General features: G+C 65.4%; 9 protein-coding genes. 3 read left to right on the top strand and 6 right to left on the bottom strand.

The annotated features are described in order from the left end of the window. The first annotated feature begins 77 nt into the window (after positions 1 to 77). Entirely contained in the window at positions 78 to 455 is a 378-nt protein-coding gene (locus GSQ89_RS21430) for a hypothetical protein (RefSeq protein WP_158929015.1), read from the top strand. After that, positions 452 to 1,780 (top strand): glutamate--tRNA ligase, encoded by a 1,329-nt coding sequence (locus GSQ89_RS21435; protein ID WP_158929017.1) that lies wholly within the window; start codon positions 452 to 454, stop codon positions 1,778 to 1,780. Before GSQ89_RS21430 ends, GSQ89_RS21435 begins: the two co-directional genes overlap by 4 nt. 70 nt (positions 1,781 to 1,850) lie before the next feature. Here the strand turns inward: GSQ89_RS21435 and GSQ89_RS21440 are convergent, their stop codons facing one another. The 3 genes from GSQ89_RS21440 to GSQ89_RS21450 all read right to left on the bottom strand — a co-directional run bounded on the left by GSQ89_RS21440 (position 1,851) and on the right by GSQ89_RS21450 (position 5,911). Then, positions 1,851 to 2,450 carry a hypothetical protein gene (locus GSQ89_RS21440; protein WP_158929019.1) on the bottom strand — a complete coding sequence of 200 codons (600 nt, stop codon included), beginning with the start codon at positions 2,448 to 2,450 and terminating at the stop codon, positions 1,851 to 1,853. Positions 2,451 to 2,676: 226 nt separating this feature from the next. After that, entirely contained in the window at positions 2,677 to 4,164 is a 1,488-nt protein-coding gene (locus GSQ89_RS21445; RefSeq protein WP_158929021.1) for a tetratricopeptide repeat protein, read from the bottom strand. Between the two features lie 4 nt (positions 4,165 to 4,168). Beyond that, positions 4,169 to 5,911, bottom strand: coding sequence for a tetratricopeptide repeat-containing sulfotransferase family protein (locus GSQ89_RS21450; protein WP_254073302.1), 1,743 nt, complete (start codon positions 5,909 to 5,911; stop codon positions 4,169 to 4,171). Between the two features lie 688 nt (positions 5,912 to 6,599). Between GSQ89_RS21450 and GSQ89_RS21455 the strand changes: the two genes are divergently transcribed. Next, positions 6,600 to 8,273, top strand: a complete 1,674-nt coding sequence (locus GSQ89_RS21455) for a hypothetical protein (protein ID WP_158929023.1) — start codon at positions 6,600 to 6,602, stop codon at positions 8,271 to 8,273. Here GSQ89_RS21455 and GSQ89_RS21460 read toward each other — a convergent pair whose 3' ends face one another. The 3 genes from GSQ89_RS21460 to glgA all read right to left on the bottom strand — a co-directional run bounded on the left by GSQ89_RS21460 (position 8,274) and on the right by glgA (position 16,305). Further along, positions 8,274 to 10,595 (bottom strand): xanthine dehydrogenase family protein molybdopterin-binding subunit, encoded by a 2,322-nt coding sequence (locus tag GSQ89_RS21460; protein WP_158929025.1) that lies wholly within the window; start codon positions 10,593 to 10,595, stop codon positions 8,274 to 8,276. It abuts the gene before it with no gap. A gap of 149 nt (positions 10,596 to 10,744) precedes the next feature. After that, on the bottom strand, positions 10,745 to 14,830 hold the full coding sequence (glgX, locus tag GSQ89_RS21465; protein WP_158929027.1) for a glycogen debranching protein GlgX: 4,086 nt from the start codon (positions 14,828 to 14,830) through the stop codon (positions 10,745 to 10,747). Then, positions 14,827 to 16,305, bottom strand: coding sequence for a glycogen synthase GlgA (gene glgA, locus GSQ89_RS21470; protein WP_216856325.1), 1,479 nt, complete (start codon positions 16,303 to 16,305; stop codon positions 14,827 to 14,829). Before glgA ends, glgX begins: the two co-directional genes overlap by 4 nt.

The raw sequence follows: 16,305 nt of genomic DNA on the forward strand, positions 1-16,305 counted from the left end.
GGTGCGGTTGATTTGCAACACTTCCCGCCATAGTTTGCGCCGATGAACAAAAAGACGCATTTCCACTTGTTGACACGATGAGTGACCTCTTCGCCCCCGACGGCGGCTGGCGGGTCCGTATCCTGGACCTGTCCGGCGGCGCCCAGGACAACATCACCGAGGAAATCGGTGGCTTCGACACGCTGATGCATGCCAACGCCTTCGCCCGCCGCTACGTGCGCGACTCTGTCGAGCGCTGCCGGGTCCCGGGCATGTCCGCGAAAGACCTTCTGGAATCCTGGTTCGCCTTCGGCGAGGACGCGGTCGTCGTCGATGCGGGCGAGGGCGGCTGGAAAAGCGCCACCGAACTGGGGGACTTCGTCGACAACATGGCCAGCCGGGAAGACCGGGATTGGCGCTCGCTGGACCCGCGGCGCGACGACCTCGATCCCGATCTGGACGAGGACGACGCATGACCCGCGTCCGCTTCGCCCCGACCCCGACCGGCAACCTGTTCCTCAGCGGCGCGCGCGTGGCCCTGGCGAACCACCTGTTTGCCCGGCACACCAATGGCCAGATGCTGCTGCGGCTGGACGATCTCGACCCGGAACGCGCGCGTCCTGCCCACGCCGACCAGATCATGCAGGATCTACGCTGGTTCGGCATCGACTGGCAGACCTCGTTCCGTCAGTCCGAACGCCAGGATCTGTACCGGGCCACGATCGCGCAATTGCAGCGCGACAAGTTCCTCTACCCCTGCTTCGAATCGGAGGAGGAACTGAAGGCCAAGCAGGAATTCCGCCGCAAACGCAACCAGTCCCTGATCTACGACCGGGCGATGCTGAAGCTGACCGACAAACAACGGCAGGACGCGGAAGCCGGCGGCAAGCGCCCGCACTGGCGGTTCAAGCTGTCCGGCCGGACGCTGGCATGGAACGACCTGGTCCTGGGCCCGCGTGAGGCGACGTTGTCCACCGTCTCCGACCCCATCCTGGTGCGCGCCGACGGCAGTCCCACGCCGATCCTCGCCAGCGTCGCCGACGACGTCGAATACGGCACCACCCACATCATCCGCGGCGAGGACAACGCCGGCAACACCGCCGTCCAGATCGAGCTGTTCGAAACACTGCGTGGCGGCCGCACCCCGATCCACTTCGGCCACCTGCCGGCCCTAAGCGACAGCGGCAAGACGGCGCCCGGCGGACGCCGAACCGGCAACTTGGCGCTGCGCGCCCTGCGGAATGACGGGATCGAGCCGCGCGCCATTGCCGCCTCCATGACCGGTCTCGCCCCGGTGGATAGCGTCCCCTTGCCGCTCGACGAACTGGCTCGGGAATTCGACCTGACCGACGTGGCCACGTCCCGCTTCGATGTGACGCAGATGCTGGCGATCAACCGGCGCGTCCTCGGCACGATGGATTTCGCCTCCGTCGCCGACCGCCTGCCAAGCGGTGCGACCGAGACGTTCTGGCTGGCGGTGCGCGGCAGCCTGGACTTGCTGAAGGAAGCACGCGGCTGGTGGGATGTCGTCGCCGGCACGATCATCCCGCCGGTGGTGGAAGGCGCCCGCGAGCTGCTGCTGACTGCAGGTTCGCTGTTGCCGCCGGAACCGTGGGACAATGCCGTCTGGACCCGCTGGATCGCGACCCTGGAAAATGCCACCCATCGCACCGGCGAAGCCCTGCTGCTGCCGCTGCGATTGGCATTGACCGGGGAGGACAGTGGCCCCGACCTTGCCCACCTGCTGCCGCTGATCGGACGGCCGCGGGCCGCGAGCCGGCTGGCGATCGCAGCGACGTAGCACAGGCTGTCAACCAGCCCGCCATTGGAAGGGGGCGTCCTGAGTTGCCCCGTGTTCTTCGAACCGAGACTTACAGTGGTGCCGACACGGCATCCAGAAACTGCTTTTCCAGCCGATATGAGGGAAGGCAGGTGACCTGCGTCGTCAAAAAGTCCACAGGCACCACCTGAGCATCCGGTTCCTGTGTCGTAAATTTCCATTCCACAAAAGGCTGCAACTCGCCGTTTGTATCAAGGTCGTAAGCCGTTAACGTGTATAAGCTGTTCATCTGAACGAGAGTCCGCCTTGGTCCAAGCGAACGAATCGTTATATTGCCGGTCCCTTGCAGTGCTATTCGTTTGATAGTCGTATAGTTGAAGACCGAGTTTGATTGTGTATTCGGGACGGATACCAGACGTACGCCCCCGGATACCGTACCGCAAGATACGTAAGGCCCTACGCTTTTCAGATTACTGTAGTCCAGCGTCATCAGGCCGGATCCCTTGTCAAAATTCCTGATATTGAAAAATGTCGCACCGGCGACATTGGTTACCCGCGACCAGACGGCATCAAATGAGCCGTTTACCTCGCGGGAAAAGTCCGCGGCTGTTGCCTCCGGCGGTGGAATGTAACGCGCGGGCGGTCCACATGCGGTAACGAGCCCGGCAATCAGAACAATCAGGTTGCGCATATGATGAACTCCCCAATATTCATTGGTGGCTGCGTCCGGCCGTGACCACATCGCTCGTCTTACGACGATGCATTGATTTATTATAGTAAGGCAAATTTCGCTTTGGCAATAGGGCCGCGGTGTCCTATCAACTATAGACCATTATCCAACTTGACAGCGATTCGACCATAGGCCGCCGACACATCAGGAACCGGTGCCGGATACGAAGCCTTCCGGGAAGCCGGGATCAAAGCGGCTTTTTATGAGGAGCGGAATCCTCGCCTTCCTTCAACGCAGCAGCCACCCGTTGGAACACATCACTCCACTGTCGTGGCACCGTTTGCCGGAACAGCCGCACGGTGGGGTACCAGGGCGAATCCTCGCGTTGCAGCAACCACCGCCAGTCCGGCGATGTCGCCAGCAGGATCCACACCGGCTTGCCCATCGCGGCGGCCAGGTGCCCGACGGACGTATCCACGGTCACCACCAGGTCGAGGCACTCCAGCAGCGCCATCGTATCGTTGTAGTCGCGCACCTCGGCGCCGATATTGATCAGCGGTGCTCGGCCGAAATAGCCGCCAGCCTGATCGGCGGACGGTCCTTTCTGGAGAGAAACCAGTGCCACACCGGGCAACGCCGCCAGTGGCGCGAAATCCGCCAGTTTCGATGACCGGCGCCGGTCGTTGTTATGCGTCGGCCGTCCCGCCCACACGATGCCGACCTTGCGGTGGGACCGCGGTGCCAGCCGCCGCAGCCGCTCCGTCCAGGTCGCGACACGGGCCGGATCGGCGCGCAGATAGGGGATCGGGGCCAGCATGGTATCGACCCGCGTGCCGTGCAGCCGCGGCAGGCCGGACAGCGCGGCGAATGCCTTGTACGGCGGGCAGGATTCCCAACGAAAGAATATCCGGTTTTCGGGCAGAAAGTGCCGCAGCACCGGCACCATCTCCGGCGAGCAGGCGATGGCCACATCCGGGCAGCGTTCCAGCACCCAGGGGATGTAGCGGCTGAACTGGATCACGTCGCCGAAGCCCTGGTCGGCGACCAGCAGCAGCACGCCGTCGTCGAACGGCTTGCCGTCCCATTGCGGCTTGTCTGTGGTCGGCATCAACTTCGCCGCGTCGGCGATGCGGAACCGCCATTCGTATTCTTCCCACCCCTGCGCCCAATCCCCCTTGATCAGCAACGCCTCCGCTCGGGCGAAATGCGCGCCGGGCAGGTCCGGGCTCATCAACAGGGCGCGTTCGGCGCAATCGATGCTCTCGTCGATCTCCACCCGCTCGTAGTGAATGACCGCCAGGTTGTGCAGGCACAGCGGATCGCTCGGGGCCAGCGAGACGGCCCGTTTCGCTGCCGCAACTGCGTCGTCCAGGCGATTCAGTGTGCGGTAAACTTCACAGATGTTGCGCAGGTACAGCGCGATATCCACACCATTGGCGATCGCCCGCTCTATCTTCGCCACCGCCTCTTCCTGACGGCCCTGTCGAAACGCGACGATCCCGGACATGTGCAGCGCGTCGGGCTGAGTAGGCGCGACGGACAGCATGTAGCTCAGCAGCCGGTTGGCTTCGTCCAGGCTACCGGCGCGTTCCTGGCGAACGGCGATCATGAACAGTTCCGAAAACGGAACCGGCACCATCACGTCGGCCGCGCGTTGCAACGACCGGCTCTCGGGCCGCGCCAACTGCGATGTTTCGACGGCCGCCGCGTCCGGCGGGGGAGTGGCTTCGTCCATTTCGTTACTCGACCGTGTAGCCGAGGCGCTCGATGTGGGATTGCAGGATAGGGATCACCGGCTCCAGGTGCTTGCGGTAATGGCGATAGCGGAAGCGGGAGCGGTCGTACAGCCGCTCCGTCACCTGGGCATAGCTGGCGGTGCGGGCGTAGCGCTGATTCTCATGGAATTGCAGGCACTTCGGATCGAACGGTTCGCCGACGAAATCCAACACCGAACGGACCGTCGCCTCCTGGTCGGTCACCATGTCCTCATACCGCACCGGCAGGTAGCGCAGCGCCATTTCGGCGCGATATTTCTGCACCAGGTCCATCACCCGCACATAATGCTTGGCCGCGGTTTCCAGCGCGCTGGCGCAGAAGAACCCATGGGTGAAATGGTTGGAGATCGCGGAAACCATGATGTCCAGCGGATGGCGAATGACATGGATCAGCGGTGCGTCCGGGAACAGCAGCGCGATCAGGCCGAGATGGGTCTCGTTCAACGGCATCTTGTCGGTGAACCAAGCGGCCTCCGGCGTCAGGATGCCCATCTGCGCCACTTTTTGCAGGTAGTAGTCGCGCAGATTGTCCAACCCCGCCCGCTGATCGCCCATCCATAGTTCCGCCAGCGCCTCCGGATAGCCCAGCGGGCTGTTCAGCATGCGGGGCATCAGGCCGGTCAGGTCGTTGATCAGCGGCAGCTCGTCACCGGCAACGATGCGCGGATGCGCCGACAGCGTCTGCTCCATCAGCGTGGTGCCGGACCGAGGGAAACCCAGCACGAAAATCGGCTGCGGAACATCGGTGCGGACGCTGGCGCGCGGCAGGGTTTGCAGCCGCCCGGCGGTGAAAAACCCGCCCAGCCGGTTCAGCAGGTTCTCCGCCGCGCCGTCCAGGTAGGCGTTGCCGCTGAGTTCCCGCGACAGCTTCTTACCTTCCTCGAACGCTGCGAACGCGTCGTCGTAGCGGCCCATCTGGTCGAGCAAACGGCCCTTCTCGGCCAGTTCGTTCGGCCCGAGGCGCCCGTTGCTCGCCTGTTTGGCCATATCATCCAGCACCGCCAGCGCGTCGTCGTAGCGCTTCATCCGGCCCAGCAACACCGCGCGCGACAACAGCAAACCGGGATCGTTCGGCCATTTCGCTTCCATCTTGTCGAGGATTTCGCCGGCGGCTTCGAATTTGCGATCGGCTTCCTCCAAACGAGCCCAGCCGAGGAGCGTCTGGCGGATGTCCGGCGCGGCGGCGACGGATTCCTGGTAAAGAGTCCGGCCTTCTTCCATCCGGCCCTGGTTTTTCAGGTTCCAGGCCAGGTTGGCGAGCAGGATCGGGTCGCGGTTACCGCTGAGTTCGATGACCTTCCGATAATGGAATTCACCCACAGGGGGACGCTGCGCCTCGGTCAGGATCATGCCCATCAGGTTGTGCGCCTGCGGGTTTTGCGGTGCGATGCGGACGGCGTTGCGGGCCTGGACCTCCGCCTCCTGGATCGCACCCTTGCCCAGCAGCAACAGGGCGAATTCGTTGGTGGCGGCAAAGTTGTTCGGGTCCAGCGAGACAACGCGGCGGATCAGGGCTTCGGCGGCGGTGTGGTTCCCCTGATCCTTGCGGATCTGGTACAGCACGGTCAGCGCGCCCGGCCGGTCCGGGGCGAGTTCCAGGACATCCAGGCAGAGGCGTTCCGCCGTCTCCGTGGCGCCCTGGCGATGCGCGGTCACTGCCCGTTCCACCAGCGGCATCAGATGGCGGGAGGATTCGGCCGGCGGCATCGCTGCGGGATTCATCGAGCAGCAACGGGCAGCGCGAAGCCCGCTTCCGCATGGGCACATCTGGAAGGCTGTTTGCGACATGGAGGCGTTTATCCGTCTGGCTGCATCAAGGCCGGTTGATCCCCGTTCCGTATAGCGACCGGCGGCTGTCGCGGTAAGAGGCTTGTCTGCAATACCCGGTTATGTTGGGGCCGGCTCGGGGTATTCATTGCCCGCGGCGTGGCAGCATGGTTCGAGGTGATTTATCGTGGCCGGGTGTGTCCCCACAGGCATCAGGAGGTGGGTGGAGATCGGTCTGGCCGGCACACTCTCACCGTCATGGCCGGACGTGTTCCGGCCATCTTCGCACCGGTGGACGAAGCGCGGATGGTTGGAACGTGCGCCGCCATGACGCACAGGCGAATATCTCATTTTCATTCTTTGATCGTTTAATTTCCATTGCACAGTTGCTCATTTTATTTTCAGAACCCAAAACCGCACCGCTTCTTTTCGTTAGTGCCCGAATACAATATTTCATCCAAATGATTGCCCCGGCCAGCCGCTGTTTTCCAGTTGCTTACCCGGTCCGGGTCGTGCTTCATGAAAACAACGGTCTGTTGGCCGGGGCGCAAGATGCCCCCAAAACCAATCAAGGAGAACGCCGGTGTACAAACCCAAATTCCTCAGACGCGTGCTCGGATTGGGCGCCATGGCAGTCATACTGCAATGCGCCGTGGCATTCGCACCCGTCACGAAGCCCGCCAACGCCCAGGTTGTCATGCCGATGCCGCCATACCTGGCCAATTTCCCGAACTTCGCCCCCGCCGTAACCCCCCGGATGCCGGGCGACGTCGACATCGCGCTGAAGACCCGGCTGGAGAAGGCGAAGCAATTCGCCAAGGTCCAGCGGGAGTTCGATCTCAACGCCTGGCAGATGTTCCTCGCTTTGAACTGGCCGACCAACAACCAAGGCAAGGCGGCACCAACCCTGGAGGATACCAGTTTCGGCCCGCCGCACTGGACCCTCTGGCACAACAGCAGCGCGATCTTCCAAGATGACGGCGCTGTGCCCCAGACCTGCGGCCAATCGATCGCGGCGCTCGGGCTGACCCTGTCCCGTAATCTGGCCCGGCCGGTCAGCCGAGGCCTCCCGCCATTCCGGCTCACCGCCAACGCCGCCCCGAACCCGCGCACGACCCGCTACCTGGGCGTCGTCTCGGCGGTCGGCGAACTCAACGCCGCCAACCTGGGCAGCGACATCCAACAGGCGTTCACCGGCCCGCTGATCGATCAGAACGGGAACTTCGTGTTCTACGAAATCATGATCGATCCGAATGAGGTCAACTATCTCTGCGCCAACAAGCTGTACAACATCAACGGCCAGGTCGCGTTCACCGGTAACGGCGGCAAGGTGGACATGCCCATCGGCCATCCGAACCAGGATTGGAGCGGGTCGTTCGAGCTGAAATTCGCCTGGAAAATCCTGGGACCGAAGGATGACACCAGCCGGTTCTTCGTCCAGGACGCATTGGTCATGGACCAGGGGCCGGACGGCAAGCCGCTGCAACGGTCGGTCAAGGTCGGATTGGTCGGCATGCATATCGGCCACAAGAGCGAGACGTCGCCGCAATGGATCTGGGCGACCTTCGAGCAGGTCGATAACCTGGATGTCGATCCGGTCGCGCATCCCAACCTGCACGCCTCATTCAACGATCCCAACTGCCCGATCTGCGCCACGAACATCCAGCCGGTCGCCACCAACGGCGTCTACCCAAGAGTCCCGGTGCAGGTCGCCCGCACCATCCCGATCCCCAAAGACAAGGCCGCCCTCAATGCCCAGGTCGCAGCTGCCCTCGGCAAGGGCAAGTCGGTTTGGCAGTACTACGAGCTGATCGACACCCAATGGCCGACCGATCCGACTTCGGCGCCGCCCGCCTGGAATAGCGGGTTGTCCCAGGCTGTCTCCAACAAGCCCGGTGGCCAGCCCACCCCGGTCTTCCTGACCAACATCACCATGGAAACCTACTTCCAGGCTGGCAATCAGCCGGCCTGCCACCAGGAGGAAGGCGTTCCGCAGAGTGCCAACTGCCCGCCGGTCTATAACAGCCAGGCCCCGGGAACGGCGATCCCCGCCTACACCCCGGCGCCGCCGTTCTGGACATCGACCCTCAACAACGGGTCCGCGCCCGTCCTGCCCGGCATTTCCACCCAGGTCCTCGCCACCGAGAGCTGCATGGGCTGCCACTCCTCGGCCGGCGTGTGGACCAGCTACAATCCGCAGCTTCCGCCTTCGAAGCAGGCCGCGAACGCGCAATCGGGCCAGCTCACAGGCGACTTCTCCTGGCTTCTGACCCAGAAGGCGAGCTGGCAGGCGGCGCCGTAATCAGGCTCGGGCGGCGCGTATCGCCGCCCAAACCCTGGCGGGGGTGGCCGGCATGTCGAAATGCCGGATTCCCAGGGGCGCCAAGGCGTCGTTGATCGCATTCATCGCCGCACCCAGCGCGCCCACGGTGCCCGCCTCGCCGACGCCTTTGGCACCCAGCGGGTTGACCGCGGTCGGCACCTCCCGCGTCGCCAGCCGGAACGGCGGATATTCGGCGGCGCGCGGCATTTGATAGTCCATGAACGACGCGGTCAGCATCTGCCCCGACTCCGCGTCATGGATGATCGCCTCACCCAACGCCTGCCCGACACCCTGGACGACGCCGCCATGGATCTGGCCCGCGACGATCATCGGGTTCAGCACACGCCCGAGCTCCTCCACCGCGCTGTAGCGGACGATCTCGGTGACGCCGGTTTCCGGGTCGATTTCCACCTCGCAGATATGCGTGCCGTTCGGGAAGGTAACAGCGGTCGGGGTGAATTCGCCGGACTCGACCAAACCGCCTTCCTCACCGGGCGGGATATGGTCGGGATCGTGCGCGGTTCTGGCCACGTCGAGCAGCGAAACCGAACGGTCGGTGCCGGCAATGGTGAAGCGGCCACTGGAGAACTCGACGTCGACGACCGCGGCCTCCAGCAATTCGGCGGCAATTTTGCGGGCTTTGTCGACGACCTTGTCCACGGCCAGCATCACGGCCGAACCGCCGATGCACAGCGCGCCGGAGCCACCATTGCCCTTGCCACCGGACAGGTAGTCGGTGTCGCCGCCTTCCCAGCGGACCTGCTCGATGGGGACGTCGAAGCGTTCGGCGACAAGCTGGGTCATGGTCGTTTCAAGCCCCTGTCCTGTCGACATGGAACCGGAGCGCAAGATCAGCGTGCCGTCCTCGGCCAGGCGCAACGTGGACTGGTCCTTAGCCGGGCGAAGGAACGGGCCGCCGGCGACCTCGATACAGTTGCACAGGCCGATGCCGCGCAGCCTGCCGCGTCCAACCGCATCCGCGCGCCGTTCCTCGAACGTGTCGAACGCGGCAAGTGCGGTTGCCTCTTCCATGTTTCCCTCGAATTCGCCGCAGTCGTAGGTGAAGGTCAGCGCGGTCTTGTAGGGCATCGCTTCGGGCGGGATCAGGTTGCGGCGGCGCAGTTCGTAAGGGCTGATCCCCAGTTCCCGCGCGGCTACGTCGATCAGCCGTTCGATGGCATAGGTCGCCTCCGGCCGTCCGGCCCCGCGATAGGCCGCCGTCGGCACGGTGTGGGTCAGCACGCCACAGACCTGAGCGGCGATGAACGGGATGTGGTAAACGCCGGCGATGCCGCCGATATTGCCCACGCCCCAGCCGGACCGGCCGGACACGTAGGCCCCCAGATTGACATCCCAGCGCAGTTTCAGCGCGGTGAATTTGCCGTCGGCGTCGAGCCCCAACGACGCGCTGATCCGCATTTCCCTGGCCTGTTCGTCGGTCAGGAAACCCTCGGTTCGATCCGCGATCCAGCGCACCGGACGTCCCAGTCGGCGTGCCGCCCACGCCACCAGCACCGATTCCTGGTGAACCCCGGATTTCATCCCGAAAGATCCACCGACATCGCCCGGCACGACACGGATATCCGTGGGCGGAATCTGGAAATTCCCGTTGGCCATGCCGTTGCGCAGAGCAAACGGCGACTGATGCGACGCATGGACCTCGATCCGTCCGTCGCCGGCGATGCAGGCCCAGGCGCCGCGCGGCTCCATCGAGTTCGCGGTGACGCGCGAGACGGTGAAATCCAGAGCCGTGACATGTGCCGATCCCGACAGGGCGGCATCGGCGCCGTCCGCGTCGCCGCGCTTCCACAGAAATCCGATATTGTCCGGCACATCGTCCCAAACCGGAGGTGCACCCGCCCGCATCGCCGCAACCGGTTCGATGACGACCGGCAACGCCTCATAATCCACGACGATCGCCTCGGCTGCCTCCAGCCCGGCCGCCCGGGATTCGGCGATCACCAGCGCCACCGGCTCGCCGACGAAGCGTACACGGTCGGAGGCCAGCAGTTTCCGGTCGGTCTTCGGGGCAGGGCCGCCATCAGGACGCGGGAACCCGATACCGCCGGGAATAGGGGCAACATCCGTCAGATCGGCCTCGGTATAGACAGCGATGACACCGGCGACCTCCCTGGCGGGGGTGATGTCGATGTGTTCGATGCGTGCATGGGCATGGGGAGACCGCAGGAAAATTGCGACCGCCATCCCGGCCGGTGCGGCGTCGGCGGCATAGTTACCCTGGCCGGTCAACAGCCGGAGGTCTTCCCGCCGTCTGACGGATTTTGCCTGGATCGTGGCCATTGTGCTTGCTCCCCGGTTGCCGCGGTGGAGCATAGCGGTTTTGCCGGGAAGCGCGATTCCGGACCGGCGGTGCGCCCCAACCTCGCCATTCGTTCGGGCCACGCTAACCGAGAGCCGACCTCAACATAATCCGATAACAACGACATCCGTTACCGCGAACGCGAATCATCTTCCGAGACAGCACGCGGCCGCATGGCGTCCAGGATCGCCCGGGACAGTGGCGTTCGACACAACGCCGCGACATCCATCGTCAGCCGCCGTTGCCAATTGGGCCGCTCCTTGTCGGTGCCCGGCAGATTGATCGCGACGGTCTCGCCGGCCAGGTCGTCGGCCTGCACCAACGCCAGCAGGGATGGCGTTGCGGAGACCAACGCATGCACCGCGGCGGCGAAGGCCAGCGGCATCGGCGCCGCCGGATCGACATCATCCGTCAGCAGTCCCTCGCTCCGAAGCACCCCGATCAGCTCGGTTTTTTCCTCGGTGCGCGCCTGCTCGGCGCTGGGATCGTCCAGCAGCGACAATACGCGTTTCTCGGCGATGTCCGAACCGTCCCACCATCCGGCCAACGTGGGCAGATCGTGCGTGGACACGCAGGCCGCGGCCAGCCGGCGCCATTCCGCCGGCGGACGGATGTGGCCGTCGCGGCGTTGGAACCACAGCACGCTGTAGGACAGGATGTTGGCGGCGGCCAGCGTCGCTGGCATGCCTTCAGGGACAGTACCCAGGTCCTCGCCGACCACCAGGCAGCGCGCCCGGTGACTCTCCAGCGCGACCTGAGCCAACAGATCCGTCATCGGATAGGTCAGATAGGCGCCGTCCGCGCCGCTTGCCCCGTCGGGAATGACGAACAGCCGGCGCAACCCCATCACATGGTCGATCCGCAGCGCGCCGGCATGACGCATGTTGGCGACCAGCAGCTCCTGGAACGCCCGGTAGCCGTCACGGCGCATTGCCACCGGGTCCGGCGGCGGCAGGCACCAGATCTGCCCCTGGGTCGCGATCGGATCGGGCGGCGCGCCCACCGACACGCCATGCATCAGCGTATCCTGCGCCGACCACGCTTCGGCCCCATCCGGCGCGGCCCCCACCGCGAGGTCCCGGTAAAACCCTAGCGACAATCCATCTTTGGTGGCCGACGCAGCGGCCTCGGCAAGCTGCCGGTCCGCCAGCCGTTGCAGGAACGCATGAAATTCGATGGTGTCCCGATACCGGGCGGCAAAGGCCGCGACCCCGGGATCGTCAGGATGGCGCAGTTCGGCGGGCCATTTCGCCCAGTCCGAGGTTCCCAGCGTCTCCGCGATCGTCTCGAACGTCGCGAAACGCAGAAGCCCGGCAGGAATAGGCTCGCCGCCGCTCGATGCCTTGAAAGCCGCAAGCAGCACGGCCCGCTTGGCGTCCCAGACGGACCGGTAATCGACCGGCCCCGGCAGGGAAGGCAGCCCGGACCCGCCCGGCAAACCAGAGACGTCGATATAGATCGGATCCAGAAAGCGCCGGTCCGACGGCTGATAAGGGCTGATCCGGCCGCGATCGTGCGGAAACAGCGCATGCAGCGGATTGAGTCCGATCACAGCGGCCCCCGAACGGCCCGCTTTGGCGGCGAGACACCTCAGAGTGCTGAAATCGCCAATACCCTGGTCCCCCGCGGATCGCAGCGCATACAGATGCGCGGCTATGCCAAACCGGCGGCCGCCCCCCAGCAGCACCGGCGGCAGATAGCAGGCGTCCGGCGCGACGGTCAGATGACAGCCATGTTCGGGCCGGTCCTCGTCCAGCAGACGGTGCCGCCCAATCGGCTGCGGCGGCAGCACAAAATCGCCGCCGCCAGTGTGAAATCGTTCCAGGCTGCCGTCCTCGCGCAGCAGCGAGACCCAGGCGGGCCGCGGCCGCCCCAGCCCGACCGGAATAGCCTGCCCCACCCGACCCGTCAGGACCGGCGGCAGAACAGGTTCCAGCGTCAGCCGAGCCAGGCTGTCAGTCAGATCGGCCCGCGAGGCGGCGGGTAGCCGCATCGCCGCCAACAACGCCCGTTTCGTATCGGCCGGCACCGTGTGATGGCCGCCATCCATGTCCCACCAGATCGAATCGATCCCCGCCAGTCCCGCCAAGCGGTCGAGTTCCGCGTCGGAGACACCAATCGCCAACCCCGCCCCATCCGTCACGGCCGCGCACGTCCCGGCCATGACGGTGGCAGCGTGCCGGCCGGGCATTTCCTCTGTCGTGCCGATCGGAAGGGCGGTGGGCATCCGACCACCAGTCACTTCCTCCCGGAACACCGCCACCGACCGACCCTCGACGACCGTTCCCCCGCTACCCAGCACACACGCCCACCGGTATCCCGGCCGAACCGCCGGCAGCACGACGTCAACCCCAGCCGCATCGGCATGGAATACCAGCGCCGCCCGCACATCCTCCGCGAACAGCACGGCGATCAGCGTGCGGTTGGTGTCGCGGTTCCAGTCCGCCTCGGCCATGATCCGGCCGTCCTGGGCATACCAAACGACATCCGCCAGCACTGCCGCATCCGCCGGCTGGCCCCGCAACGCTCGCCCATCAAACAACGGCGCCAACGACCGGCGCACCCCAATCAGCGCGGCCGTGTCGCCGATCAGCGCCTCATCGGCAGCCGGCCAGTCCACCCACGAACAAGCATTGTCCATGGCATAGGCATTGTTGTTGCCCCGCTGCGTCCGCCCCAGTTCGTCCCCCATCGACAGCATCGGCGTGCCGCGCGACAGCAGCAGCGTCCCCAGCAGCGCCCGTACATCGCGCCCCCGAGCCGCCAAGACACCGGGATCGGATGACGGCCCCTCCGCCCCATTGTTCCACGACAGATTTCCATCGGACCCGTCGTGATTGTCCTCACCGTTCGCCTGGTTGTGCTTCGTTTCATAGGAAACCAGATCGGCCAGCGGGAACCCGTCATGCGCCGTGATGAAGTTGATGCTGCGGGACAGCGGCCGTCGTGCGAACACGTCCGCCGATCCGGCGAACCGCGTGGTGAATTCGCCCAACATCCCGCCATCACCACGCCAAAAGCGGCGCACCGAGTCCCGAAACCGATCGTTCCACTCCCCCCAACGCGACGGGAACGCACCAAGCTGATAGCCCCCGGCACCGATATCCCAGGGTTCCGCGATCATCACGCAACGGGACAGGACCGGGTCCTGCTCGACAGCGGACAAAAACGGAGCCTGCGGATCGAACCCCGTATCGCGCCGTCCCACGGTCACGGCCAAATCCAGCCGGAACCCGTCCACGCCCCCGTACAACGCCCACGCCCGCAGCGCGTCCATGCCCAGGCGCAGCACGACCGGCCGGTCCATCGCCAGCACGTTGCCGCAGCCGGCATCGTTCACATACAGCGATCGATCGGCCGCCAGCCGGTAATAACCCGCATTGTCCAGGCCCCGCATCGACAGCGTCGGACCAAGCTCATCGCTCTCACCCGAATGATTCAGCACCGCATCCAGGATCACGCTGATCCCCGCGCCATGCAGCGCATCGACAGCGGCGCGCACCTCGGCCCAGCCGCCAGGCGCCAGCCGAGGATCGGGCGCCAGGTAAGCAATCGGATTATAGCCCCAATAGTTGGACAGGCTCAGCGGCGGCAGATGCCGCTCATCGACCCACGCCGCGCTCGGCATCAGTTCCACTGTCGAGACACCCAGCCGCGCCAGATGCCCGATGCTGGCCGGGTGCCCGAGGCCTGCGAACGTCCCCCGGATCGCCGGCGGAATGTCCGGGTGGGTCATGGTGAAGCCGCGAACATGCAGCTCATAAATCACCTGACGGTCCCAATCGAATACAGGGCGCCCGCCCGCCGCCACCACCGGCGCACCGACGATCGCCTTGGGCATCAGCGCGGCGGTATCGTCGGACCGCGGACCGTCCCGATCGAACAGCCGAGGGTCCAGACGGAACGGCCGGTCGATCGCCGTCGCCCACGGATCCATCAGCAGTTTGGACGGATTGAACCGCAGGCCATTCGCGGGGTTCCACGGGCCATAGGCGCGCAAACCATAGCGCGCACCCGTGCCGACCCCGGCGACGTGCCCATGGACCACCGGCCCGGTCCGGCCAGGCAACCGGACCCGGTCGATTTCCTGGTCGTCCGCGTCGAACAGGCAGATCGCGACAGCCTCCGCGTCGGGCGCATGCACCGCCACGTCGATCCCATCCCCGACGATCGTGACGCCCAGCGTCTCCGGCGACCCCACGGCGGCCCCGCTCAAGACGCTTCCTCGCGAGCCGGGCGTTCCGCCAGCAGCGATTGGTACAGCGCGACATAGCGGCTGGCCGATCCGCGCCACGATACATCGGCGGCCATGCCGTTCCGCTGCACCCGGTCCCAGACAGGCCGGTCGCGCCACAGCGCCAGCAGCCGGTGCAGGGCCGCCTGCAGGCCCTCGGCCGTGGTCGGCCAGAACTGAATGCCGGTGGCGACGCCGGCGACCAAAGCCGCCTCGTTCGCGTCGATCACCGAGTCCGCCAATCCCCCCACCCGGGCCACAACCGGGATCGCGCCATACCGCAGGGCATAAAGCTGAGTCAGGCCGCAGGGTTCGAACCGCGACGGCACCAGCAGCGCGTCGCTGCCAGCCTGGATCAGATGCGCCACCGTCTCATCGTATCCGATGACACAGCCGACCGACCCAAGATGCCATTCGGCCGCCGAGACAAAAGCGTCCTCCAGATCAGGGTCGCCAGATCCCAGCACGGCAAGCTGCATACCCGCCGCCACCAGGCCGTCGATCTGGTCCACCAGCATGTCCAGCCCTTTTTGCGAGGTTAGCCGGCTGACCACACCGATCAGCAACGCATCCGGCACCTCGTCCAACCCCATCCGCTGCCGCAACGCCGTCTTGTTGGCGTCGCGCCGGCCAAGCCGGCCGCGGCCATACCGACCGGGAATCAGTGTGTCGGTCGCCGGGTTCCATGTGGCGTCGTCGATGCCGTTCAGGATGCCGGACAGCACCCCCGCGCGATGGCGCAGCAACCCGTCCAGGCCCATCCCGTTCTCCGGCCCGGTGATCTCCCGAGCATACGTCGGTGACACGGTGGTGATCCGGTCGGCATAGGACAGGCCGCCTTTCAGGAAGCTGACATCGCCGTAGTATTCCAGCCCGTTCAGGATGAACGCCGAATCCGGCAATCCCAACCGAGGAAACAGCGCCGCCGGATAACGGCCCTGGAACGCCAGGTTGTGGACCGTCAGGACCGTGCCAGGCCGCGGACCATCATGGAAATGCAGGTAGACCACGGCCATCGCCCCCTGCCAGTCGTGTGCATGCACGATGTCGAACGCCAGGTCCGGCACGATGCCGGTCCCGATCGCCGCTGCCGCGGCGCCCAGGCCGGCGAAGCGTAATCCGTTGTCCGACCATTCCCGTCCGTCCGCTCCAAGATACGGATTGCCGGCCCGCGCATAGAGATGCGGCGCATCCACCGCGAGTATATCCAGCGAGGCGCCGGCGGCTTGTGGGAACGTGCCGCGAAGTATCGTGGCCGGTCCGCCAAACAGGTCCGGGAAGCGATGCACGGCGACGGCATCGGGCAGGGCGCCCAGCACCGCCGGATACCCTGGCACGATCGTCGTGGTTCGGGCGCCGGCCGCGTTGAGTGCCGGCGGCAGGCCGCCCGTGACATCGCCAAGCCCGCCGGTCTTCACCAGCGGGAAAATCTCCGACGCAACAGCCAGGATGCGAAT

This window comes from Acidisphaera sp. S103 (assembly GCF_009765975.1).
GTDB lineage: Bacteria > Pseudomonadota > Alphaproteobacteria > Acetobacterales > Acetobacteraceae > Rhodopila.

Bases quoted from the DNA above. Each gene is read 5' to 3' on its own strand.
- GSQ89_RS21430 (WP_158929015.1), top strand. From the start codon at position 78: ATGAGTGACCTCTTCGCCCCCGACGGCGGCTGGCGGGTCCGTATCCTG.
- GSQ89_RS21435 (WP_158929017.1), top strand. From the start codon at position 452: ATGACCCGCGTCCGCTTCGCCCCGACCCCGACCGGCAACCTGTTCCTC.
- GSQ89_RS21440 (WP_158929019.1), bottom strand. From the start codon at position 2,450: ATGCGCAACCTGATTGTTCTGATTGCCGGGCTCGTTACCGCATGTGGA.
- GSQ89_RS21445 (WP_158929021.1), bottom strand. From the start codon at position 4,164: ATGGACGAAGCCACTCCCCCGCCGGACGCGGCGGCCGTCGAAACATCG.
- GSQ89_RS21450 (WP_254073302.1), bottom strand. From the start codon at position 5,911: ATGCCGCCGGCCGAATCCTCCCGCCATCTGATGCCGCTGGTGGAACGG.
- GSQ89_RS21455 (WP_158929023.1), top strand. From the start codon at position 6,600: ATGGCAGTCATACTGCAATGCGCCGTGGCATTCGCACCCGTCACGAAG.
- GSQ89_RS21460 (WP_158929025.1), bottom strand. From the start codon at position 10,595: ATGGCCACGATCCAGGCAAAATCCGTCAGACGGCGGGAAGACCTCCGG.